General features: G+C 50.1%; 22 protein-coding genes and 1 riboswitch. Of the genes, 4 read left to right on the top strand and 18 right to left on the bottom strand.

The window, feature by feature from the left end:
* Window positions 1-11 precede the first annotated feature (11 nt).
* The 3 genes from ABC502_RS05395 to ABC502_RS05385 form a co-directional block, all read right to left on the bottom strand.
* The gene (locus ABC502_RS05395; RefSeq protein ID WP_330086029.1) at window positions 12-434 is read right to left on the bottom strand and encodes a CBS domain-containing protein; all 423 of its coding nucleotides are present in this window, start codon (window positions 432-434) and stop codon (window positions 12-14) included.
* 115 nt (window positions 435-549) lie between these two features.
* Window positions 550-1,743 (bottom strand): amino acid aminotransferase, encoded by a 1,194-nt coding sequence (locus tag ABC502_RS05390; RefSeq protein WP_345915154.1) that lies wholly within the window; start codon window positions 1,741-1,743, stop codon window positions 550-552.
* A 14-nt stretch (window positions 1,744-1,757) separates the two neighbouring features.
* Window positions 1,758-2,486, bottom strand: coding sequence for a histidine kinase (locus tag ABC502_RS05385; RefSeq protein WP_345915153.1), 729 nt, complete (start codon window positions 2,484-2,486; stop codon window positions 1,758-1,760).
* 89 nt (window positions 2,487-2,575) lie between these two features.
* Here ABC502_RS05385 and ABC502_RS05380 point away from each other — a divergent pair, with 89 nt between their 5' ends.
* Window positions 2,576-2,980: a translation initiation factor gene (locus ABC502_RS05380; RefSeq protein ID WP_330086026.1), complete on the top strand. Its 405-nt coding sequence runs from the start codon at window positions 2,576-2,578 to the stop codon at window positions 2,978-2,980.
* A 39-nt stretch (window positions 2,981-3,019) separates the two neighbouring features.
* Here ABC502_RS05380 and ABC502_RS05375 read toward each other — a convergent pair whose 3' ends face one another.
* Genes ABC502_RS05375 through ABC502_RS05365 form a run of 3 tightly spaced genes read right to left on the bottom strand, consistent with a single transcriptional unit; the run spans window position 3,020 to window position 10,440 of the window.
* A complete protein-coding gene (locus ABC502_RS05375; protein ID WP_330086025.1) occupies window positions 3,020-4,327 on the bottom strand; it encodes an amidohydrolase family protein in 1,308 nt (435 codons plus the stop codon).
* A complete protein-coding gene (locus ABC502_RS05370) occupies window positions 4,327-7,452 on the bottom strand; it encodes an amidohydrolase family protein (RefSeq protein ID WP_345915152.1) in 3,126 nt (1,041 codons plus the stop codon). The genes ABC502_RS05375 and ABC502_RS05370 overlap by 1 nt, the downstream gene beginning before the upstream one ends.
* 21 nt (window positions 7,453-7,473) lie before the next feature.
* Window positions 7,474-10,440 carry an EAL domain-containing protein gene (locus ABC502_RS05365; RefSeq protein ID WP_345915151.1) on the bottom strand — a complete coding sequence of 989 codons (2,967 nt, stop codon included), beginning with the start codon at window positions 10,438-10,440 and terminating at the stop codon, window positions 7,474-7,476.
* Between the two features lie 129 nt (window positions 10,441-10,569).
* Between ABC502_RS05365 and ABC502_RS05360 the strand changes: the two genes are divergently transcribed.
* Window positions 10,570-11,031, top strand: a complete 462-nt coding sequence (locus ABC502_RS05360; protein ID WP_330086022.1) for a cytochrome c — start codon at window positions 10,570-10,572, stop codon at window positions 11,029-11,031.
* Between the two features lie 52 nt (window positions 11,032-11,083).
* Here ABC502_RS05360 and ABC502_RS05355 read toward each other — a convergent pair whose 3' ends face one another.
* Complete coding sequence (locus ABC502_RS05355; RefSeq protein WP_330086021.1) at window positions 11,084-11,740, bottom strand: cytochrome b/b6 domain-containing protein; 657 nt, start codon at window positions 11,738-11,740, stop codon at window positions 11,084-11,086.
* 388 nt (window positions 11,741-12,128) lie between these two features.
* Here ABC502_RS05355 and ABC502_RS05350 point away from each other — a divergent pair, with 388 nt between their 5' ends.
* Complete coding sequence (locus tag ABC502_RS05350; RefSeq protein WP_330086395.1) at window positions 12,129-13,280, top strand: chorismate mutase; 1,152 nt, start codon at window positions 12,129-12,131, stop codon at window positions 13,278-13,280.
* 52 nt (window positions 13,281-13,332) lie between these two features.
* Here ABC502_RS05350 and ABC502_RS05345 read toward each other — a convergent pair whose 3' ends face one another.
* The 3 genes from ABC502_RS05345 to ABC502_RS05335 all read right to left on the bottom strand — a co-directional run bounded on the left by ABC502_RS05345 (window position 13,333) and on the right by ABC502_RS05335 (window position 17,014).
* Complete coding sequence (locus ABC502_RS05345) at window positions 13,333-13,704, bottom strand: DUF3718 domain-containing protein (protein WP_330086020.1); 372 nt, start codon at window positions 13,702-13,704, stop codon at window positions 13,333-13,335.
* 126 nt (window positions 13,705-13,830) lie between these two features.
* Window positions 13,831-13,921: riboswitch (cyclic di-GMP riboswitch) on the bottom strand.
* Between the two features lie 83 nt (window positions 13,922-14,004).
* The gene (locus ABC502_RS05340) at window positions 14,005-15,411 is read right to left on the bottom strand and encodes an MBL fold metallo-hydrolase (protein ID WP_330086019.1); all 1,407 of its coding nucleotides are present in this window, start codon (window positions 15,409-15,411) and stop codon (window positions 14,005-14,007) included.
* Entirely contained in the window at window positions 15,401-17,014 is a 1,614-nt protein-coding gene (locus ABC502_RS05335) for a Na/Pi symporter (protein WP_345915150.1), read from the bottom strand. The genes ABC502_RS05340 and ABC502_RS05335 overlap by 11 nt, the downstream gene beginning before the upstream one ends.
* Window positions 17,015-17,156: 142 nt before the next feature.
* On the opposite strand from ABC502_RS05335, the gene ABC502_RS05330 reads away from it, so the two are divergent.
* A complete protein-coding gene (locus ABC502_RS05330; RefSeq protein WP_345915149.1) occupies window positions 17,157-18,047 on the top strand; it encodes a TIGR00730 family Rossman fold protein in 891 nt (296 codons plus the stop codon).
* Between the two features lie 11 nt (window positions 18,048-18,058).
* Here ABC502_RS05330 and tyrA read toward each other — a convergent pair whose 3' ends face one another.
* From tyrA to ABC502_RS05290, 8 genes are all read right to left on the bottom strand, one after another.
* Window positions 18,059-19,192 carry a bifunctional chorismate mutase/prephenate dehydrogenase gene (tyrA, locus tag ABC502_RS05325; RefSeq protein ID WP_345915148.1) on the bottom strand — a complete coding sequence of 378 codons (1,134 nt, stop codon included), beginning with the start codon at window positions 19,190-19,192 and terminating at the stop codon, window positions 18,059-18,061.
* Entirely contained in the window at window positions 19,189-20,247 is a 1,059-nt protein-coding gene (locus ABC502_RS05320; protein ID WP_345915147.1) for a 3-deoxy-7-phosphoheptulonate synthase, read from the bottom strand. The genes tyrA and ABC502_RS05320 overlap by 4 nt, the downstream gene beginning before the upstream one ends.
* Window positions 20,248-20,501: 254 nt before the next feature.
* Complete coding sequence (locus ABC502_RS05315) at window positions 20,502-21,098, bottom strand: DNA-J related domain-containing protein (RefSeq protein ID WP_345915146.1); 597 nt, start codon at window positions 21,096-21,098, stop codon at window positions 20,502-20,504.
* Window positions 21,099-21,154: 56 nt separating this feature from the next.
* Window positions 21,155-21,283 (bottom strand): hypothetical protein, encoded by a 129-nt coding sequence (locus ABC502_RS05310; protein WP_345915145.1) that lies wholly within the window; start codon window positions 21,281-21,283, stop codon window positions 21,155-21,157.
* A gap of 30 nt (window positions 21,284-21,313) precedes the next feature.
* Window positions 21,314-21,523, bottom strand: coding sequence for a hypothetical protein (locus tag ABC502_RS05305; RefSeq protein ID WP_345915144.1), 210 nt, complete (start codon window positions 21,521-21,523; stop codon window positions 21,314-21,316).
* Window positions 21,524-21,857: 334 nt separating this feature from the next.
* Window positions 21,858-22,736, bottom strand: a complete 879-nt coding sequence (locus ABC502_RS05300; RefSeq protein WP_345915143.1) for an RHS repeat-associated core domain-containing protein — start codon at window positions 22,734-22,736, stop codon at window positions 21,858-21,860.
* Between the two features lie 217 nt (window positions 22,737-22,953).
* On the bottom strand, window positions 22,954-23,367 hold the full coding sequence (locus ABC502_RS05295) for a DUF4279 domain-containing protein (protein WP_345915142.1): 414 nt from the start codon (window positions 23,365-23,367) through the stop codon (window positions 22,954-22,956).
* Window positions 23,368-23,376: 9 nt separating this feature from the next.
* A partial coding sequence (locus ABC502_RS05290; RefSeq protein WP_345915141.1) for an RHS repeat-associated core domain-containing protein occupies window positions 23,377-23,894 on the bottom strand: 518 nt, incomplete at its 5' end.

Genomic DNA, 23,894 nt, shown 5'->3' with positions numbered 1-23,894 from the left:
ATAGCCACGCTCTACTCCGGGCGTGGCTGTTTTTTTTCCAACGCTTTCATAATATCACGCCAGCTGACAATACCCAGCGGCCGGTTAAAGCTATCGACCACCGGAATGCAAGAGACCCGCTCGCTGTTGAACAGCCGCACTGCATCCATCACCTCGGCACCAACCGACAGACTCACAGGCTGGCGATGCATCACCTGATGCACCCGCTTCTTCAGGGTGGCCAGATCCTTCGTCGTCTCAGCGGCAGTGCCCAGATTCGGGCTTAAGGCTTTAAACAAATCCCGATCAGAGATCACCCCTAGTAACTGTTGCTTTTCCACCACCAATAAGTGATGAAACTTGACCTGATCAAAGATTTCTTTCACCACTTCCAGAGTATCGTCCGGCTCGACACTGACCGGGTTGCGGCTCATCAATTGGGTAATAGCTGTCATTAGTAAGGTCCCTGTAACACTCTCTAGCCTAAGTGTATGATCATTTGCTGGAAAGACAAAAGCCGCAGCACTACCAAAAAAGGAGTAACTGCGGCTTTTTGCGAACCGCTACAACTTACTTAAGAACGGTCGCAACTGACTTGGCAAAGTAATCAATATTGCTGTGGTTCAGGCCGGCAATACTGACTCGACTGGAACCCACCATGTAGATGCTGAACTCATCCCGCAAGCGGTCGATTTGTGCTTTATTAATACCCAGGAAGCTAAACATACCATGCTGGCGGGTAATAAAACCGAAATCCTGTGCAATGCCTTCGGCTTTAAATTTATCCACAATCAACTGACGGTAATCATTAATACGATTGCGCATCTCCGCCAATTCCTGATGCCATAAACCGGTCAGCTCTGAGCTGTCTAAGATAGCACCAACAATAATGGCCCCATGCGCCGGTGGCATGGAGTAAATACTCCGCACCACACTCAGCAGCACAGAGCGGGCCGTTTCGGCGGCTTTGCTGTGCTCGGTTAACACAGTGCAGGCACCAATGCGCTCACGATACAACCCAAAGTTTTTCGAGCACGAGCTGCACAAAATCAGCTCTGGCACTGCAGCGGCCAGATGGCGCAGGCCAGCAGCATCTTCATCCAGACCAACGCCAAAGCCCTGATAGGCCATGTCCACCAGCGGGGTAAAACCGCGCTCTGTAGCAAGGGCAGTAAACCGCTGCCACTGTGCAAAGGTTAGATCCAAACCACTTGGATTATGGCAACAGGCATGCACCAGCACCACATCACCAGGTTGCACATGCGCCAACTCAGCAAACATCTGCTCTTCCAGGAGCTCTTTGCTGCTGTAATCGTAATAGCTGTATTCTTTCACCTGCAGGCCTGCAGCCTGAAACAACGAAATATGATTGGCCCAGGTCGGTGTGGTCACCCAAATGGTAGCGGTGGGGTTAGCACGCTTAATAAATTCTGCAGCTACCCGCAAGGCACCAGTCCCACCCGGAGTGTGGGCTGTAGTCAGACGCCCTGCCAGCAAGGCGGGATGATCATTGCCAAATGCCAGTTTTTCGATGTGCTGGTTAAAGTTCAGATCGCCAGCCATACCAATGTAGGTTTTGCTGTCTTCTTTGGCCAGGCGCAAGGCTTCGGCTTTTTTGACACACTTGAGCACAGCCGTATGGCCTTGCTCATCTTTGTACACCCCAACCCCCAAATCAATTTTATTTGGATTTGGATCCTGCTGATACGCAGCCATCAGGCCAAGAATTGGATCTGTTGCCACCGGCTGTAACTGAGAAAACATAGCGCTCACCTGTTTTAATCACTGCATGGTTGATCTGCTGCAGGCAAATAAGCTGGTACCATCAGACAGACAGCAACCAACAAAGCCAGCACAGCAGGGTTAAAGACGTTTTTTTGAAATGCTTCGGCATCGATAATGCCAACTATTCTGCCTGAATGGTCAAACAGAGGCAAACAGGCTTCCGCCTGCACTTTCGGATCGCAGGTGTAATAATCCCCCCCACGCGCCAGATACTCGGGAATGTCATTAATCACCCGCCCAAGCCCCGTTATTCCGACCGTGCTGTTGTTACTCATCCGGGCAAACTCGGCCGTTAATGGGAACTCAGGCCGGGATGGTGCCCCATAGTATGCGAGCTTAACCAGAACGGGTTGTCCTTCAGGGTTCTTTCTTGCCTGATAAATGCCAAACCATTCCATACCGGTACGCGCTTCAAAGGCCTGACAAAATAACTGCAATTGGGACAAGCGCTGCTCGTTCTGGGCAGAACGCCCATTCAGGATCAATGATAAATCATAAGGTTCATCAGCTAACTGACCGAATAAAGAGCAGGCTCCTCCCTCGCCAAGTTCCGGTATTAGATACTGCCAGCAAGCCTCGGGTAATGCAGACTCATCCAGGTAGTGTTCCAACCACAAAATTTCCCGCTGAATTTCCAGTTCATGGATCTCAAAAGTTTCAGCCAGACCACTCTGCAGTAAATACTGCGCCACCACTCCACTTCCACCAAACATTTTAGACATCCAGATTTCTAAAAAAGACACAGCCATTCTAGGCAAAAAATGGCAAAATGCCAACTGGATTTGCAGCACTGACCGCCACAGGAATCATCATGAATCGTAAAACCCTCTCCCTGGCCGATTGGCAACAGCAACAACAGAGTGATACGCCGAGGTCTGCCCCGGTCACGTCAACTTCTGAGAACCTGATTTACAGCACAGATGGAGGTAACCTGACGCAACCGAAACCAGCTAAAGCAGGCGGAGAGGCCTATGCCGATGGCAAAGTGCGCTTGCAACGACAAACCAAAAAGCGTGGCGGTAAAGCAGTGATTGTGGTTCGGGGGATAGCTAAATCGCACGATGAATTGACTGTTATTTGCAAAGCACTCAAACAATCCTGCGCCTGTGGCGGCACCGTCAAAGATGGCACCATTGAGTTACAAAATGACCAGCGTGAACGTGTAGAAGAGGCTTTGAAAAAGCTGGGCTATAGCACCCTTTGGGCCGGCGGCTAAGTCTTCGGGCAGGGTGTCGCTCGACACCCTGCCCGAGTGTTAATTACGGTATCGTTGCTGATAACGCTGATGCAGTTGCTTGTGGCGGTTATCCAGATCGACCTGGCGGCCGTCTATCCACATCTGCTCAACGCTGTGTCCCAGATAATCAAAGATATCACCGTTGGACACAACCAGGCTGGCACTCTTACCCACCTCGATAGAACCCAGACGGTCAGCCACTCCGGCGATACGAGCGGCATCCAGCGTTAATGCTTTTAGTGCATCAGCCTGGCTCAGGCCATAGCGGGTGACATGGCCGCTGGCAAACACCAGATTGCGGGTGTCCCAGAAACCATCCAGGGAAAGTGCAAGCCGCACTCCGGCATCACGCAGAATTCCAGGTGCTGCAAAAGCTTGATCATAAGCTTCATCACCCCGGGTTGGCAAACCAAAAGGAGCGGTGTAAATTACATCGACCTTGGCGGCCGCCAATTCATCCGCCATGCGCCAGCTGTCCCGACCTCCCACAATGACCAGCCGTGCCTGATACTGATTAGCCAGCAACATGGCCTGCCGAATTTGCCGTGGATCATCGGCATGCACAAACAGCGGCAGCTCGCCGGTGAAAAATGGCAACATCCGGTGCCAGCGTGAGTCCAGGCCATGATTCAAACCAGCCTGCTCCGCTATGAAATAAGCCTGAGCCTGTTCAAAGTAACGGTGCAACTGCTGCAACTGTTGTTGCTGTTGTTCCCGCTGCTTATCCGGACTTTGGCTGGCACGCCAACCGGTACGAATACTCATCGAAGGCCAGTTGATGTGCAAACCAACATCGGATTGCACCAAGGCATCCTGCCAGTTCCAGCCATCCAACTGCATCAAAGCAGAGCGACCGGTAATCATGGCACCGGAGGGATAAATCAGGCTATGACTGAAGCCATTGCTGCGAATGGTCGGGATCACCACAGAGTCGGCATTAAAAGCCACTTCTACCCGAAGATCCGGATTGGTATTGCTGGTTTCCCGATCATCTCTGGTCGCACGCACAGCTTCCACTTCAATCAAACCCAACTGGTTGATCAGCGCAATAAGCCCTGGATACAGATGTTTCCCAGTCAAATCGTGCAATTTGGCATTGGCTGGCACCTGCAATTGCAAACCAATAGCGGCGATCTTGCCATCGACCAGTAACACATCCTGCACCTTCGGCTCAGCATCAATGACCGTATGCACCAGCGCGTTTTGCAATAGGATCGGCTGTTGCTGTGATGTACCAGGAACCGGGTTAACCGCCAGTACCGGCAATGCTAATGACATTGCCAGCAAGCAACCACAAAGTTTAGAGAAAATTGTCTGCAGCTTCATTAGTGTGCTCCTGCTTGCTGGTGGTGGCCGTGGGAGTGACCATGCTGATGGTAACGCTGATGCCCAAAGCGGATTTGCAACCAGTCTTCATGATCATCGCAATGCCAGATAGGATCCTCATCTTTATATCCCTGACGGCTGCCCTGACGCGCGGACTCACCAGCGGTCAGTACTTTTTGGATCAGTTGCAGGCGCTCCTGCTCCAGCTGTTCACGAAGGGCCAGATCACTGGCGCGATCAAAGTAACGAGCTCCTTCAATCCAGGTTTGTTGCACCTGGCTATAAACAGACAGTGGATGACCATCCCACAGCACAAAGTCTGCCCGCTTACCGGCTTCAATAGAACCGACCTGATCGGCAATTTTTAACTGCATCGCCGGATTGATGGTGACCATTTTCAGGGCTTCGTGTTCATCCATGCCGCAGTACATCACGGACTTGGCAGCCTCTTGGTTCAGACGGCGCAACAAGCCCGGATCATCTGAATTCACACTGACATTCAGGCCTTGCTCATGCATCAAACAGGTATTGGTTGGAATGGCGTCGTTCACTTCCATTTTAAAGCCCCACCAATCGGCAAAGGATGACACAGAAGCCCCATGCGCTTTCATTTCACTGGCAACCTTGTAGCCCTCCAGAATATGCGTGAAGGTCTGAATACGGAAACCCATGTCTTCAGCCAGTTCCATCAGCATCAAAATTTCAGAGGCGACGTAAGAGTGGGTATGAATGTGGCGCTCACCATTGAGTATTTGTACCAGCGTATCCAACTGATAATCGCGTCGAGGTGGTGCTACCTGAGCCCTGTCACGCCGCGATAGGCGCTCATAAGCCTGCCATTTTGCCTGATACTCTTTGGCGGCCTGGAATTGATCGCGGATAAAGGTTTCCACCCCAACCCGGGTTTGAGGGTAGCGGCTACTAAATTGCGCTCCCCAGTTTGATTGTTTAACATTCTCACCCAGTGCAAATTTAATACTGGGAGGTGCGCCTGAAAACTTCATGCCTTCGGCATCCTGACCCCAACGTAAGCTTAGAATTTGTGCCTGACCGCCAATGGGGTTGGCACTACCGTGCAACAGCTGCACCGCAGTCACACCACCGGCTAAGCCACGGTAAATATTGATGTCATCGGGGTTCACCACATCGCCTAAACGTACCTCCGCGGTATTAGCATGCGAACCTTCGTTAACCCCCTGCGCTGTGGCAATATGGGAATGTTCATCAATAATACCTGGTGTTAAATGCATGCCTGTCGCATCAATCACACTGTACCCTCTGGGCGTCGACAAACCCTGGCCAATACGCTGAATACGACCATCCCGGATAATCACATCGGTTTCAGTTAACACACCGGCATCGGTAGCCGTCCAGACAGTGGCATTACGAATATGCAGGTTTTGCCGGGCTGGCAGCTCTGCCAAGCCAAAAGCACGATTTGGATAGGTAAGTTGTGACACCAGTGGAGCTGCCGCCAGCACCTCTTTGGCTTCCTTTTCCGCAAGCGGCTGCCGATTGGCGAGCACGGCACTGCGCGTACCATTGCCCTCAAGCCAATGCCCCGTTAACTGATTGTCGGATAGAGCACCACTGAACTGCATCACTTCGCTGCGTTGCAACAGATCGTTTAAAGCAACGCTGAACTGCAACTGGGCGCCTTGCTGCTGCAGATGTTCCAGCTTTACTTTGTTCTCCGCCAGGCTTAGCTCCCCCTGGTAAGCCCCGGAGCGACCAGTTAACGTTAACTCAACTGGCTGGCCAGCAAGTTGAAGCTGGTAGGTACCAGAGAAATCCGGTCCTGGTGCCAGATGGTGCACCGGCTGGCCTCGCAGCCAGGTCGCGACGATGGTCCCATCATCGAACACATTGCCCCGGCTCACCACTAAGTCCGCCTGATAACCAGGTTGCACCTTACCAAGCTGACTGCCAAGACCCAATAAATCAGCTGGTACTGTGGTTAAAGCCGCCAATGCTTGCTGCTCCGTTAAGCCGTACTGCATCGCCCGGCGTAAATTTGGCCAGAAATCGGCGGTTTTTGGCAGACCATGGCTGGTTAGAGCAAAGCGAATGCCAGCTTGTGCGACCGCAGCCGGGTTTGCTGGTGCCCGCTCCCAATGACGTAAATCGGCCAGATTCACGTCCAACTGAGCATCGACATAGTGTACATCCGGTGCTGCCGGGAAGCTAAGTGGCAACACCAGGGGCCGGTTACTGGCTTTGACCTGAGGCAAACGACTGTACTCATGGCCAGAACCCAGTAACACCACCTGGCCTAACTCAAACTCAGCGAATAAACCATGAGCCCGGAGCAAAGACTGCTCATCACTGGCTTCAAACAGCACTCCTTGCTGTGGCAAAGCTGCCAGGGCCGCCAGAGCAGCATTGTATTCAATCGGCTGGCTATGAAAACGCAGATCCGTTTTGCCATAAGCACTTTGGTACCAGTTGGCATCAGACAGAGTTTGCCGAATCAGCGCCATGCTGCCCATCAGTGATGAGGGATAACTCTGCGTAGAACTGCCTTTACTAAAAGACATAAACTGCTGGCCCCGGGCCTGCAAGATCACTTCGTTAGGCAAGCCTTCAGCCAGGGAGGCTACCACCGCCGTACCGCGGAAGATACCATCGTGCCGAGCTGCCTGAACGGTGGTAAAGCCCTGCTCGATCAGTGGTTTTGCTTGCTCACTATTAGGACGGAACTCATCAGCCCAGCGACGCTCAGCATGGATAGCAGCATTGCTGGCATTGCCACCTTGCCGCTCATTCTCATACTGAGGTGGCTCGCCAAAGCGAAAACCACCCGAAGCTTTCGCCTGTTCTACCCCATACTGGGTAAAAGGGTCGATAAAGCCGGCATAGACATAATGGCCGGTTAAGTCCTGCTGTTGGTATCCGGCGGGTACAGCACCACCGGAGCGCACGGACTCTATCACCCCATTCCGGATCAGGATGGTAGCATTGCTCAGGGTACGGCCAGGCTCTGTCACAACAGAAGCATTGGTCAAAGCAATCAGGTTGGGGGTTTTATCCCGAATACCCAATTGCGGGGTTGTTTGTGCGGCATAGAGGACAGGCGTCGCCAATGCAACGGCCACCATACCAACCCAGGGGAGTTGTCTCGTCATTGTTATGTTCCTGATGTTGGATCAATTTATTGTGAAGTCAAGCAGGCTAAGTTCTTGTTCAGCCAAAGGTATACTGAAATAATAACCTTGTACCAAAGTGCAGTTATGTTGCTTTAAAAACGTCAGCTGTTCGGCAGTTTCAACCCCTTCGGCGACCACCCGCAAATTCATTTGCTGTGCCATGGCAATAATGGCAGAAACAATATCCATATCATTGCGATCACCGGGGATATCCTGTACGAAAGAGCGATCAATTTTAAGCTCATCCACCGGAAAGCGTTTTAAATAACTCAGCGAGGAATAGCCTGTACCAAAATCGTCGATAGATAAAGAGACCCCCAGGCTTTTCAACTGATTTAACTGATGAATAGCCGCATCGGTATCCCCCATCAGCATGCTTTCGGTAATTTCGAAAATAATCCGGCGCGGCTCCACCCCGGTTCGCTGCAGTATACGTGCTATCGTTTCCGTTAACGTATTATCGCGAAACTGACGGGCAGACAAATTAATGGATAGGTCTACATCCAGGCCCCGGCTAAGCTGCCTGGCCAGAAAGCGGCATCCTTCCCACAATACCCATTCGCCAATACTGACAATCATACCAGTGCTCTCAGCGACCGGGATAAAGCGACCGGGCGGTACTAACGTCTGGTCTGGCAGCCGCCAACGGAGCAATGCCTCGTACCCCACCACACTATTGGTTTGTAAATCAATTTTTGGTTGGTAGTGCAACAGAAACTGATGATCGCGTATGGCTTCACGCAGCTGATTTTCCAGCTCCAATCGATCTTTGGCCGCATCCTTTAGATCCTGGCTAAAGAAGTGAAACGTATTTTTCCCGCGTGCTTTGGCTTCATACATGGCCAAATCAGCGTGTTTAAGCAACAGCTCTTCTTCCATCGCATCCTCAGGAGCCATAGTAATGCCAATACTGGCACTGATAGCTACCTCACGCGAGCCCAGCTTCACTGGCGCACTAAAGGAGTGTTGTAAGTTTTCTGCTATCAGTGCGGCCTGTTCGCGGTTTTCAATGCCACTTAAGATCACCGCAAACTCATCTCCACCCAAGCGGGCAATGGTGTCTTCTTCCCGTAAGCGGCCGATCAAGCGCTTCGCCACTTGCTGTAACAACTCATCACCGGCATCGTGACCAAGCGTATCATTGATTAACTTAAACTCATCCAAATCGAAGTACAACAAAGCAAAGGCATAGTGACCACGCTGCGACATCGCCAAAGCCTTACGCAGTTGTTCTCGGAAATACCCCCGGTTCGCCAGCCCCGTTAGCACATCATAGTAAGCCAGCTGTTCCATCTTTTGCTGGCTTTCTTTGATAAAGGAAATATCCTGCAGAGCACAGACGTAATTAGTGACACTGCCTTTCTCGTCCCGGATTGGCGCTATTGCCATCGACATCCAATAATGCTGGGCCTGATGCGCTAACAAGATGTCACCACGCCAGTGATGGCGTGATAATATCGTTTGCTGAATATCCTCCCGGGCAAACTCCATCTCTGAGGCGATAAAATCAGTGATCAGCTTCCCTTCCGCCTCCGCAGGTTGCAGCAACAGTAAGTCTTCAAGAAAAGGGTTTAAGTATTCAATCTGCAATTGCGCATTGGTCAGCACAATACCAGAGCTGGAGAATGCGACTGCTTTCGTCAACTTTTTAGTGGAACGTTCGGCTTGTTCCTTTTCAGCAATGCGGGTATTTAAACCAGCCAACAATTCACTGATTTCATCGGACATCGCCTCTACGGCCCGATTAAGTACCCCTATTTCATCGCGGCTCTGATCCAGTTTTAATGTATGGTAGCCTCCGCGCCCCAGCCGTTGTACAGCTTCAGACAGCCGATTTAGCCGGGTCAGCACCAAACGATAAATAAAAAACTGCAACAACACTGCGACAAGCAATGCAATGAATACAAAAAGTACCATGACTTTGGAGTGAATGCTCTGAAGCACCTGAAAGACATCATCTTTTTCACGATATACCGTTATAAACCAGTCCAATCGTTCAACGGAAGCTGCATGCAACAAATACCGCTCCGTACTGGCACTGGCAAACTGCTTGCGCTCTGGTTCTGCCAAAAACTGCTGCTTAAATGCAAGTAAATCAGGATCGGACAATGCCATGTCTTGCAGCAAAGTATTCATGCGAGCGTCCTGATCCGGTTGATGGCCCGGAGCCAGCAGTAAATTACCAGAGCGTTCAAACACCAACAATTTGTGCTGCCTGGCCAGCAATGCCACCAAGGCTAAATCGTCAAAGAGATCATCCAGCACATAGTCGGCCCCGGTAACCCCAACAAACACATCATCAATATAAACTGGGACAATCAGGCTGGTCATCCACCGCTGCCAAATGGCATCAAAATAAACCGGTGTCCAACGCGGGATCCTGGCAGGGTTGTGCTCGGGGGTGGCCAGCTTAAAAAAAACATCCTGATGGAAATTGTGTTCCGCATCAATCTCCAGTGCCCAATCGGCGGGTGAGATCCGAATAAAATGATCGTAGCTAATAAAATAAAAATTAAAGAAATCTTGCCGCATCATGGTCGCAATGGCTTCCCAACTACCCGCCGTAGCGACAAACCAATGCTCTGCAGAAGTACCGACCTGCTGTCGGGATAAAAAAGCGCCGGAATCCGAGTACGGGTCCCTGACCCGGATGGCGCCATCATCCTGTGGCGCAGGCGCTGCGGCAGCAGGCGTATGTGCAGCCATTAATGACCGGCTAAAGAGCTGATTGGCAACCAGCGCTTTCTTTTCTTTTTGGCGAATGAGCTGCTCGATATGTTCTGCAGTACGATGCGCCAGCAGCGATAAGCTAGCCTGCTCTTGCTCCAACACTACAGCCCGCTGCAAATAAAGCACGCCCCAAAGTACCAGCCCCCCGGCACCTAAGGTACACAGAAAGACCAGCAGTGCCAGTTTCATACTCAATGAGCGTAGCCCGGTGGGTTTTTGGAAGTGCAGTTCTTTCACTACGAAGTGCCTGTGGTTGTTATCACTAATGGCCTAAACACTGGTTACGCTTTGAGCATACCATAAGATACTACACTTTTAGCGGCAAGTCCTTTAGTATGCCAACAGGACAAGACAACAGGAGTCACCATGAAAAAAAACCTGCTTTCAATTGCCTTACTCTGTTCTGGCGTAATGCTGAGCCAACCAGCTTTGGCCAATGCCTTTGAGAATGGCGAAGATGCTGTGACTTACCGTCAGGCAGCTTTCCAGATGATTCGATTTAATTTAGTCGATATCAATGAGATGTTTCGAGGCAATGTGCCTTACGATGTCGAGCGGGTGCAGCGTAGAGCTGAAGCGCTGGCTACGTTAACGCAACTGCCCTGGGAAGCTTTTACTATCCCGGGAGCCGATCATGCCAGCGGCAAGGTTAAAGCCGCCTTGTGGCAAAACCTGGATGACTTTAATCAGCGCGGAGAGAAGTTTGCTGCCGATGCTGCAGCGCTGCATGAAGCTGCACAAGGTGGTGAGCGTCGGGCTATTCAAGGAGCCTTCCGTGAGTTTGCCAACAACTGCAAAGCTTGCCACGACAACTATCGGGCCGATTAAGCCTGGCTTGACCAGCAGGGGCCTATGGCCCCTTTGACCTCTGCCCCTTTGATTAGTACGACAAGATCCGGATCAAGTCCGCCCCTTGCCACCAATAAAATGCCAGGCAAAAAAGCAAAACCAACCCAAAGAAGCTCCACCCCGTTTTCGGTGCCGGCACCTTCAGCTCGTCGGGAGCACTCAACTTGCCATGCAGCATCCCCATAATGACGTTATGATGACGCCAGCTATGCCAGATAGCAGCAACGATATGCACCAGCACTGCTATCAGTAAAATATCAATCCCAAGCTTGTGCCATCGGGTGGCCAAAGACACCATGTCGCTTGAGACATAACGCACCAGAGGGCCATCGGTAAAAATGTGATCGGTCGTCATCAGGCCCGAGACAAACTGTAACAACACCAATAGCAGCAAAGCGAAAATCATGTACGACGAAGCCGGGTTGTGCCCCATGACAGGTTCTGGCTGCCGTAAATAACGGATGGCTTTGAGCGGATTGGCCGCAAACTGGCTGAAACGGGCACTTTGGCTGCCATAAAATCCCCAACAAATTCGCGCCAACAATACTGCGGCCAGGGTATATGCCAGCAATTGGTGCCACTCCATCAATCCCTCGGTGCCGGTATACCAAAGCCCGGCCAACAGTGCTACTTGGCTCCAATGGAAAAAGCGCACCGCAGGATCCCACACTTTCTTCATAACCTTCATGCATAACTCCTGAATGTTACCCAATGGATTGCTAATTATGGCTGGATAGATACCCGCTAATGGCCACCCACTCAGTCAATGGGTTTGCAGCACAACCAACAACCTTGTGCCTGCGATTCTAGCATAAGCCATTAGTTGGCCACAGGATCACAAAAGAATATCAAACAAAGATACAACCGACAGCTATTTATTAGTTGACTTTAGCCATCCAGACTGATAAAAAAACCAGATGAAACGACGCACATTCAACACTTTCTTTTTTAGCTTCTTTACCACCCAATCCGGGAGGTAGTGTTGCGCGCGTGCTGAACACCTAAAACCTCCCACCATGGGAGGTTTTTTTTTGCCACCAAACACCGACACACTAATGCAACGAGGATGATCCGTGATGGAACTTACCGAAGTACGACAACAAATCCAACAGACTGATCAGGAGTTGCTGCAACTGCTGGCCAAACGACGCAAACTGGCTCTTGCGGTTGCTGAGGCAAAAATCAGCCAGAACAAACCCATTCGTGATCAACAGCGTGAGGAAGAGTTACTGCTGCGACTGATCGAGAGTGGCAAAACAATGGAGCTGGATGCACATTACGTCACCCGTTTATTTCATGTGATTATTGAAGACTCTGTACTGCAACAACAAGCCAAACTGCAGGGGGAGCTGCGGGGTATGCAAGGACCATCCGTCAAGGTTGCTTATCTGGGAGGTCAGGGTTCATACAGCTACTGGGCAACACAAAAATACTTTACCCGCCGTGCTGAGCAGATTATCGATATTGGCTGCGACAGCTTTAATGAGATCATCAAAGCGGTTGAAACCGGCCATGCCGATTATGCCGTACTACCGATAGAAAATACCTCTTCCGGCAGCATTAATGAGGTTTATGATCTGCTGCAACACACCCGTTTATCCATTGTTGGTGAGCTGACCCACCCGATAGATCACTGTGTACTGGGCCTGCCCGGCGCAGCCCTCAACCAAATCCGGCAAATCTGTGCTCACCCTCAGGTGATTGCTCAGTGCAGCCAGTTTTTGTTAGGCCTGACCAACATCAAGGTAGAGTATTGCGACAGCTCCTCCGATGCCTTTCAGCGGGTGCAGCAAAAACAGGACCCGACCATCGTAGCGATTGGTGGTGAAGCTGGTGGTAAAATCTATGGCCTGGAGGTACTGGCCCGGGATCTGGCCAATCAAAAAGACAATGTCAGTCGCTTTATCGTGGTCGCCCGTAAAGCCATCAGTGTGGCCAAGGCTATACCCGCCAAAACCACCTTTATTATGTTTACCGGCCAACAACCCGGTGCTTTGGTAGACGCCTTAACGGTGTTAAAACGCCACGGCATCAGCATGGCTAAGTTAGAGTCACGGCCAATTCCGGGCAATCCATGGGAAGAAATGTTTTATGTCGATGTACTGGCCAATGCAGGCGACTACGCCATGACCCGGGCACTGGAAGAGCTAAACCGCATCACTAAATTTATTAAAGTACTTGGCTGCTACCCAAGTGAAGATATACAGCCAACTGAAGTACCGGCTTAGCACACAAAAAGAAGGCGCCACTCGGGCGCCTTCTATAAAACAGGGGGGCTACTTAGCTGTTAGCACGGGCACGAATGGATTCAATCACTGGCGAGCCAGAAAAGCCGTTGCTTTCTGCCCACTCAATATCACCAGAATTAGCAACCTGGCTGCCTGGTAACTGACGGATAATAAAGTCCGCAGTGTCGTTGGCATTGTGACGAATAGCATGACGCACCAGCGGCAAGCCATCACATACGATACCATCATAAACGTTGCGCAAGCGCAGACGGTGATCGCTAAGGGTTTTGCGTAAATCGTTACGGCTATCTGCTGCAACGTAGGAGCAAATAGACAGGGCAAGTTGTTGATCGGCCTGAGCCTGTGAGCTGAACACACCAGTGGCTGCAAGAACAGACGCTAAAGCTACAAATTTCAATTTCATTTTCTGGCTCCAAAAACAGTAATTAGTCAGAATCCATTCATCTTTGAATGGTGATTAGCTTGTGCTTGCGAAAGGTCGATATGACTACTGCTGTTTGCAGTTCACATTAAGGTCAGGACGACGCTTAATGGCAGCCCAGCTATCATGGGAAACGATGTTTCCTTTAGACCTGAAGCTTTGCGTGATCACCCTTTCGGATGTCTTGCCTTTCGAAGTGTGCACATAGTAACCAGTTCAAACGACTTTGGCAATAGCGTCATAAAAATTTCATCGTTTAAATAAGTGAACCGGTCGAACCGGTTAAAGACTTATTTGCTGGCCCTGTGAGGCTATCTCAACCTGGAGCCCGCGCTGGATCATTTCCTGCTGCAAGGCCTGTTGCGCTTTACTCTCACCGTGTACCAACCAGAATTTTGGCTGACCACCAATGGCCTCAGCCCACTGCAACAACTCACTTTGGCCAGCATGGGCAGAAAAGCCCCCTATGGTGTGGACTTTGGCTTTAACCACAATATCTTGGCCAAACAGCTTAATACGCTGCTCACCATCCACCAGCCGGCGTCCTAAAGTGCCTTGCGCCTGAAAGCCAACAAAAATCAGATGGTTCGAGTTCTTCCACAGATTGTGTTTGAAATGATGCACAATACGACCGCCATTGCACATCCCACTGCCAGCAATGATGATAGCCCCTTGTTTAAAGCGGTTAATGGCCATCGAGTCTTCCACTGTTTCCGATAGCTTCAGGATCGGTAAAAACGACGCCAGATCGCGCACGTTCTGCTGTTTTAAAACCCGGGTATCGTCAGGATCCATACTGTGGAAAAAGCGGTCGTAAATTTCAGTGATGCTAATGGCCATCGGACTGTCCAAAAACACAACTTTTTGTTTCAATTTACCCTGATGATACAACACCCCCAGGTAGTACAAGATTTCTTGCGAGCGGCCCAGTGCAAAAGCCGGAATATAAACATTACCGCCGGCCTCGTAGGCGGCATCCAGTGCCGCAGCAAACTCCGCGACGGTGTGCTCCACATCCTGATGATTGCGATCGCCATAGGTACTTTCCATCAGCACCACATCCGCATGCTCAATCTGCGCCGGATCGTGCATCAACACCGTAGCAGGATTTCCCAAATCACCGGAAAACACCAGATGCCGCATGCCTTGCCGGCCCTTCAACCAGAGCTGGACAATGGCCGAGCCCAGAATATGGCCTGCATCGTTAAACTCCAGCTCCATGCCGGGCATTGGTACCAACCGCTTGTTGTAGGGCTGAGGTTCGCATAAAGCCACTACCCGTTCAGCATCGCTTAACTGCATCACCGGCTGTATCTCTTTTTTTCCTGCCCTGGCTGCTCGTTTATTCTTCCATTCCAGATCTTTTAAATACAAATGTACTGAATCTTTTAACAACACAGGCAGTAACTCAGCGGTACCTTTGGTACAGTAAATTTTGCCATGAAAACCTTTGGCGACCAGCAAAGGCAATAAGCCACTGTGGTCAATATGAGCATGCGACAAAATCACCGCATCAATATCTTTGGGTCGGAACTGAAAACGGAATTTGTGCCACTCGCGTATCTGATCGCCCCCCTGCACCATACCGCAATCAAGCAGTATCTTTTTATCGTTTAATTCCAGTAAATAACAGGAGCCGGTGACTTGGCCAGCCCCTCCGATAAAGGTAAGTTGCGCATTAACTGGCATCGAGCTCTCCTATTTCTGTCGCTGTGCTCACGGCCTCTTGCTGCCGCTCATAGTATTGCTGGATCTGGGCAACCCCCAGCATGGCCTTGGTCAGGTGATGATCAAAACGACGCAGCTCAGCCAATCGTAACAACCACTCCCCCCCATGACCACTGTGCAAGGCTGCACTTAATTGCGCAGGGGCCACCAGTTGCTGTTTCTCCGCAGTACGCCAACGGCTAATCTCGCGATACAAGGCTGAAATCTGGCCTGTTCCGGCCGGTAAATCCAGCGCAGCTAACTGACGCCAGAATTCGGCTTCCAGCCGGATCCCGGCGCGATCATGTTCAAAGCGATGCTCCAGTTGCGGCAGCATTTGCAGCAAAAGCTCTACCCTCAGCTGGCTTTTCGCTAAAGCATTCAACAAATCGGACTCAGCAGATTGCAGCGGTTGTTGACCTAACTGGCTACTGAATCGGGCAATGGTGCGTTGCGACTGACGCAACTCATCCAATACCGACTGCTCCATCGGTTTATGATCCATACTGCCAGCCAGGCGACAAAACTGCTGCAACACATGCTGCTGCTCCATGGTCAATGTTTTAAGCGCCAATGCAGGGATCGCCAGACTGGACTGATCCAACATCCGCAACCGATCGCTCGGCTCTCGACGAAAACGCCCATTTAACCACAACACCAGCCGGTCACTGATCGGCCACATCAGCAGTACCCCAAGCACGTTGAATAAGGTGTGAAACAAGGCCAGACTAAAAGCCGCATGGTGCACATCAAATAGCAACTGCTGCAACCACAATAACAACCACAGCAAAGGCTGCAGTAACATCAGCGCAACCACGGCAGTTATTACATTAAAAATCACATGCAACATCGCCAGCCGTTTGGCCTTGGCTGTTGCCGCCAGAGCAGAAAGAATAGCGGTCGAGGTAGTGCCCAGGTTAGAGCCAATGACAAAAGCAGCCCCCAGACTAAGGGGTACCACCCCACTGGCAACGGCGGTGATCACCAAAGCAATCACCGCCGCCGAAGCTTGCATCACAGTGGTTAGCAAAGCGCCAATCACCACAGCCAACAACAGTCCAAGCCAACCAATATCTACCAACCAGCCAAATTCGATATTGACAAAAGCTGCATCAAAACTGTCTTTCAACAGGCCGATGCCCAAAAACATCAAACCAAAGCCGGCCAAGCCCTGGCCACTGCCTTGCCAGCTTCGCTGCTTAACAAAAGATTTCAGCAAAATACCAATGCCAATCAGCGGCAGGGCCAGCGCATCAATTTTAAATTGCAAGCCAACCAGAGCAACAAACCAACCGGTAAAGGAAGTCCCCACATTGCTGCCATAAATGACATAAGCAGCATTGCGCAGTGATAGCAGGTTGGCGTTAACAAAGCCAATGGTGGTGACAGTCACAGCGGTAGATGATTGCACCGCTACCGTGGCCCCTGTACCTATCAGCAAGCCATGCAACGGCTTGCCGGTCCAGCGTTGTAAGCCCGTCACCAGATTATTGCCAGCAGCTTTTTTCAGGCCGAGTGTCATCCACTCCATGCCAAGTAAAATAAGGCCCAGGGCGCCGAGCGCCATTAATCCATCGGTCATCATCTGGCTGCTAAAATTCCTCTACGGTAACACTGCGTCATTGTGACATAGTTCAATGCCAGTTAATCTTAGTTTAAATCAAAGCAGGTCGCACTTTTTACTGCACTAGACCGCTTAAAAAACAACCACTTATTCCGGAGGAATTATGTCCAACAACCACCACAATGCATTGCACCGGCGCCATTTCAACAGTGCGCAAGACTCGGTGGATGCGATTAACCAATTGCAGGATCATGCATCCTATCGACTGGCATTTGCGGATCATAGCTTTTTACTGCAGGATGAGCTACGCCATGTCCGACTGCAATTGGAGTATTTAAAACCACAGTTGGTGCTGGAGCAACACGGCATTGATGCCACCTTGGTTGTATTCGGTAGTGCCCGCTTCCTGGCTCCGGAAGCAGCCAAAGCAGCATTGGAGCAGGCAGAAATCGCGCTGGAGAAAATGCCGGAAGATCACCATCTTCAGCAGAAAGTTCAACAAGCTAAACGACATCTGATAAATAGCCGCTATTATCAGGCATCGCGTGATTTTGCTTACCTGGTGGCAGAGCACAGTCAGCGTAAGCCAGAAGAAAAGTTAACCATTATCAGTGGTGGTGGCCCTGGTATTATGGAGGCTGCTAACCGAGGCGCAATGGAAGCAGGTAGTGCCAGCATTGGTCTGAACATTGTGCTACCGAAAGAGCAACACCCCAACCCTTACATTACACCAGAGTTTTGCTTTCAGTTTCACTACTTTGCTATTCGTAAAATGCACTTTTTACAGCGTGCCCGCGCTCTGGTGGCTTTTCCGGGCGGCTTTGGCACCCTGGATGAATTGTTTGAAACCCTGACCCTGCTACAAACCAAAAAAGCCGAAGCAGTGCCAGTGGTGTTGTACGATGAAACTTTTTGGCGACAACTGATCAATTTTGATCTGCTGGTAGAGACCGGGGTGATCAGTGCCAGTGATCTGGCACTGATCAGCTTTGTCGATACACCGCAACAAGCCTGGCAAGTGATCCGTGATTTTTATCAGTTGGCAAACATCTAAGCTTTGTGCAGCTAACTTCTTCCATCGGTTGCCTTTTGCAGCAATTGCCGGCTTTCATCCAGAAACTGACCAGCCAGTTCACCAAAGAAGGCTTTGCCTTTTGTGAACTCCGCCATCAGTGCCGCTTTATCGGCGCTTTGCACCAGGCCTAGTACCTGCGAAAAGCGCTGCAGATAACGCTCAAGCAATTCTGATGTTTGGGCTGACGACAGCATAATATCAGCATATAGCTCGGCATTTTGTGCAAACAAACGGCCGATCATGGCCAGCTCCAACCGGTAAATTGGCGAGCTAAGAGCAAGTAACTCACTGAGCTCTGCCTGCTCTTCCGCCAGATGAACACCATACACCAAAGAGGTAAAATGGCGCATGCCCTGGATCAACTGCATCCGCTCATCGTGCACGGCGGCGCTTTGTTCGACCAGTTCCGCCCCCCACACCACCAGTTGCTGCCGCAACCAGTCGCTTTGCCCGGCAAAACGGCCATCACACACCACGATCACCTGCTTTACCAGATTGCTGACATCAGGACCAAACATCGGGTGCAGCCCAAGTACTGGGCCAGCATGCTTTGCCAGCATGCACGCCAAAGGTTGCTGTTTTATACTGGTAAGATCCGCCAACACACAATCGTCCGGCAATTCAGGCAGTTGTGCAATCAACTGGCACGTCAGCGTAATGGGGGTTGCCATTAGCACCAGCGCAGCATCCAGGCACAACTGTGACGCTTTGGGCCAGTCATTGGCTTCCAGCACCTCGACCTGATAGCCAGAACGCTGAAACAAACTGACAAAGCGGCTGCCAAGGGCTCCGGCACCACCGACCACCACCACTTTACCACCGCCTGGCCGGCAACAGACAAAGCTGTGTTCCTGTGTTTGGTAAGACTCGCGCATCACCCGGCGCAGTACATCCTCGATCAACTCTGGCGATAAAGCATGCTGCTCTGCTTGCGCCCGCCGGGCTTGCAATAAAGCCTGCTCACGCGCGGGCATGTAAACGGGTAAGCCAAACTGCTGTTTCACCCGTCCGACCTCGGCAGTAACCTTGGCACGCCGAGCCAGCAGTTGTACCAACTCAGTATCTATGGCATCAATCTGCTGGCGCAAAGGCGTTAGTGCCTGTTGCTCCGGTGTTTGACTCATGCAGCTGCCACCTGAGTTTGCATGCGCAGATGGCAGTCAGCCAAAAGCTCAGCCGTGGTTGCCCAATCAATGCAGGCATCAGTCACAGAAACACCATACAAAGGCGCTTTACCATCAACAATATCCTGCCGACCAGCATGCAGATGACTTTCCAGCATAATGCCAATAATGGCCGTATTGCCAGCCTGACGCTGCGCAATCACTTCTTTGGCAACCAGGCCCTGCCGATTATGATCTTTATTGGAGTTGCCGTGGCTGCAATCCACCACTATGGCAGTGGCCAAATCCAGTTTATTCAGCGCCGCCACTGCCTCAGCCATGCTGGCTGCATCGTAATTGGGCTTCTTACCGCCGCGCAGAATAATATGGCCATCCGGGTTGCCCTGAGTTTCTACCAGTGCTACTTCTCCATTTTGGTTCATACCAATAAAGCGATGTGGGCTGGCTGCCGATTGCAAGGCATTTAATGCAATGCTCAGGTTGCCATCGGTGCCATTTTTAAAGCCAACCGGCATCGACAAACCACTGGCCATTTCGCGGTGCGTCTGGGACTCTACTGTGCGGGCACCAATGGCGGCCCAACAAATCAGATCCGACATATACTGCGGGCTGATAGGATCCAGTGCTTCAGTTGCCGTTGGCAGCTCCATATCCACCAGTTTGAGCAACAAATCACGTCCCCAGGTCAGGCCGGTTTCCAGATCAAACGAATCATTCAAATGGGGATCATTGATAAAACCTTTCCAACCTACCGTCGTACGCGGCTTTTCAAAGTACACCCGCATCACAATGTAGAGGCTATCGCTGTAACGCAGTTGCAGCTCTTTTAAACGCTCAGCGTACTCCAGTGCAGACACCGGATCATGAATCGAGCAAGGCCCCGTCACCACCAGCAAGCGGGGATCCCGGCCATGAATAATATCGGCAATGGTCTGCCGCGATTGCTGTACAAACAAAGCCCCTTGCTCGGATAGCGGTAAAGCCTGTTTCAAGACATTGGGGGGACTTAAAGGTTTTTCTGCGGTGATGCGCAGATCGTCAACTCGGGTTGTCATCTCAGTAGCTCCTGGGAAAGCACCCTTAAGTGTATGGCAGACTCGACCATGTTGCCGTCTGATCGGAGCAGGCGACGCCAGCCGTAAACTTAAAGATACATTATGTATTTAATTAATTACACAAGGCCAGTGTAACCAGATAAAAAGGCACTTTCAACCCCTGCAAAGCCATTATTTGCAAGGCGCAAGCAGAATAAACGCATCATGGATGATTGTAATTTTTTATGTACAACAGAGAGGTGGAAAAATGGCTATTAGCGCAATTCCGCGCTAAGTTGCTGATAGGCCAAACGGATCTGCACAAAGTGCTCAGCATCACCACCGCGATCCGGATGATGCTTTAATGCCAAAATACGATATTGCCGCTTTAACACTGCTAACTGGCAGGGCCAGCTAAGCTGCAGTAGCTCGCAAGCTTGCTGATGACTAAACTGCGGCGTGACTACCGTCCTGCTGGCAAACTGTTGCCAGAAATCATCCAGTTGCTGCGCCAGAGTGGCCGCATCCATCCGGTAAAAGTTTTGCCAATCCAGATAATACTGTGCACGGCCTTGATCCTGGGCCGATAGCTGCTGGCCCTGATAGGGTAAAAGTTCAGCTTTGGCCAGACCAATATCCAGCCAGGCTACCTCTTCGGCCAGCCATTGCTGCTGAATGCAATACAACAGGTGCTGCAGCACGAAATGGCGCTGAAACAGCGCATACTGCGGATCCGAAGGCGCATTGGTCAGCTGCAGACCCAGGCGCTGCAACAACTGCTGTTCAGCCACCATGCCACTGCTTTGCAACAGAATGGTTTCCAGCTGCCCTTGCAGTAACTGTAACTGTGGGGTAGGAAGTGGTGCTTGCATAGTACGTACAGTGCCAGAGCCTTGTATTAAGTGCAAGCAAGCGAGTTAGCGGGATCTCAAAAGTAGTTGTAATGCAGCCCGGTTTCTTCATCAAAATACTGCCCCGGAAAACGCAGATGATTCTCTACAATGGCTACCTGCACCTCGGCTTTACCAAAGCCACTGTACTCGGCCTGCCATACCATTGACTTACCAATAAATACGCCAGTCTGATTTTATTTAATAAAAATAATAATGTCAGCATCGCCATCTTCCCAGCCCGACCAATAATCGCGCAAATGAACATGATCCTGCTCGGATTGTTTATCAACAGCAGCTTGAATGACCCCTATTAGCCCTTGCAGTGACTCAACAGAGGCACTGATACTGATTTCATCCAACGCTATAAAATTGCCTATTCTTTCATCAAATGCGGTGATTTTCATAAATAACCTATATGCATTCATTAACAATAGGATGGTTACCGGATAGCAGTCACCATGCTAGACACGGCCATAAATGTCATATCATTACAACGCTACTCATACTCACACTCTTGAAGTGATGAGTTCCATCGACCACCGTTATCTAGGCACTTATCAATTGTTATGTAATCTGAAAAAACGACAAAAAGTACAACAGAAAATAAAACAACAATTAAACAAATAGATAGAAACAACTTGCCTTCCGTTGAGTTTTTATACTTACTATTTGAAAGCACAAGAACTCCGACAGTCATTACAGACAAAACAACAATTATCAAAAACATAATGACCTCACTCAGTAATGATTAGGTAAGCCATTTGGCCGAAAGGGAATGCAAATCTTCGCACAATCCCCATGAGAGGCATTCGTACCATGTTTTCGGCCATAGTCATTTGCTTCACGGTCAGCATCGCACTCCATTCGTGAGTCCCCTTTGAAATATTGATCTAATAGCTCTCTTATTTCACTAAGTAGATAAGACTCAACTCTGCCACCAAGCCCTCGGCTTGCTGCTTGGCAGTTTGCTTTACAATGGAAATATTTATCCGCTCCAATAGTGTTAGCTTCTCTCATATGGCGATAATTTCGATAAAAATCAAAATCGGCACCAATTGCACTCGGGATAAATTCAATGATCTCTTTCCCTGGGTAGAGACCATAGAAATCGGTGTAAATTAGCGGATTACCCAGAACATACCCATAAGTATTAATCCCACCAGCCAACCCAATCGGGTCACTTTGTAGATACCGCCCAGTCTCCGGATCATAATCACGAAAGTAGTTGTAATGCAGCCCGGTTTCTTCATCAAAATACTGCCCCGGAAAACGCAGCTGATTCTCTACAATGGCTACCTGCACCTCGGCTTTACCAAAGCCACTGTACTCGGCCTGCCATACCACCTGCTGCTGGGCATCACTTAGCAGTAAGGGCGTGCCCAGGTGCGAATTGTGGTAGTAATACAGTTGCCCGTCTACCAGCATCGCCAACGGCTCGCCTTCCAGGTAAATGTATTCTTTGGCGACCGTTCCATCGGCGGCTATTTCCGCCACCAGCAAGTTGTCCTGATTGTAGAGGTAATAACGGCTTTGACCATCCTCTATTTTTTCAGCACGCTGCCCTTTAAAGTTATAGCGGTAGCTTAGCTCCCGCTCAGGAGTGCTGACTTCCGCCATCCGCCCAAAGGCATTGTATTCAAACTGCTGCGCTCCGCGCTGCACCACGTTGCCTGCTGCATCGTACTGATACAAGGTGACATTGTGTCAACCAGTTATCTCGGCCATGCTCTTCACCTTGCAACTTTTTGCGCTGATAAATGAACATAGCCATTTTTGCTGCGAAGTCAAAATTCAAGGCCTGAACCCGCTGGCCTTTATGTATTGTGCCTGAGCATCATCTTGTTGCCAGATTTCTGTCGCCTCTATATAAATAGAGGTCTAAATCTAAAGAGGCTCCGATACTGTTCAACCAGATAATGATCTCCTTCTCAAAAAGTAACTGCGGTTCATCCTTATAATAAACTGAACATGATAATTGAACCTCACAATCAGTGACATCTGACAGGGTCTTGAAATTACTCTCACACCCCCTTATAAGCTCCCTTATGTTATCAATATGGTCTTCTAATTCCGTGGATTTTTCTCTCTTAGAATGAAGCATCCAGCCATTTTCTTTTTCTAAAATAGCTGTATTTTTCCTCTTATCACCAATTCTCCAAGTTTCATCTCCAAGCATGCCGAGCTGACTACTAATCTGTTCAGGAGAGGCACTTTCGCTGAGAACCATTAATCGAACATAATTTTCCATTGGAACACTCTAAAGATTATTTATATTTAAGCCTGTTGGATCACCTGGGCCATTGCCTTTTTTAGGCTTGACAATAATATTGCCATTCTTGTCTTTGAATAAATCAAATTTCGAGCCACCTTTTTTAGGCTTCAAGTCATGAGGGTCAAACCCAGCATCTTTAAGCTTGTCTATTTCACCATTAGAAAGCTTTTTATCGTCTGGACAGCCTTTTTCTGAATCTAACGGAGTATCACTCGACATCACGGCTATAGCAAGCGCACCTGCCCCCACTACAGCACCTGTACCCCAAAAACCTAAGCCGCCGACGGCTGTCCAACCTGCTGCAGTTGCACCGCCGCCGCCAACAAAAACCGGAATTAGAAACCACGCCTCACCAGTTGGATCAATTCGCGTTAACGGATTCCCCCCAACATACCCATAAGTATTAATCCCACCAGCCAACCCAATCGGGTCACTTTGTAGATACCGCCCAGTCTCCGGATCATAATCCCTAAAGTAGTTGTAATGCAGCCCGGTTTCTTCAT

Origin of the sequence: Alkalimonas sp. NCh-2 (assembly GCF_039631345.1) — a bacterium.
Lineage (GTDB): Bacteria > Pseudomonadota > Gammaproteobacteria > Enterobacterales > Alteromonadaceae > Alkalimonas > Alkalimonas mucilaginosa.
The sequence above is the reverse complement of the archived record's forward strand: the minus strand, read 5'-3'. Positions and strand labels throughout refer to the sequence as shown.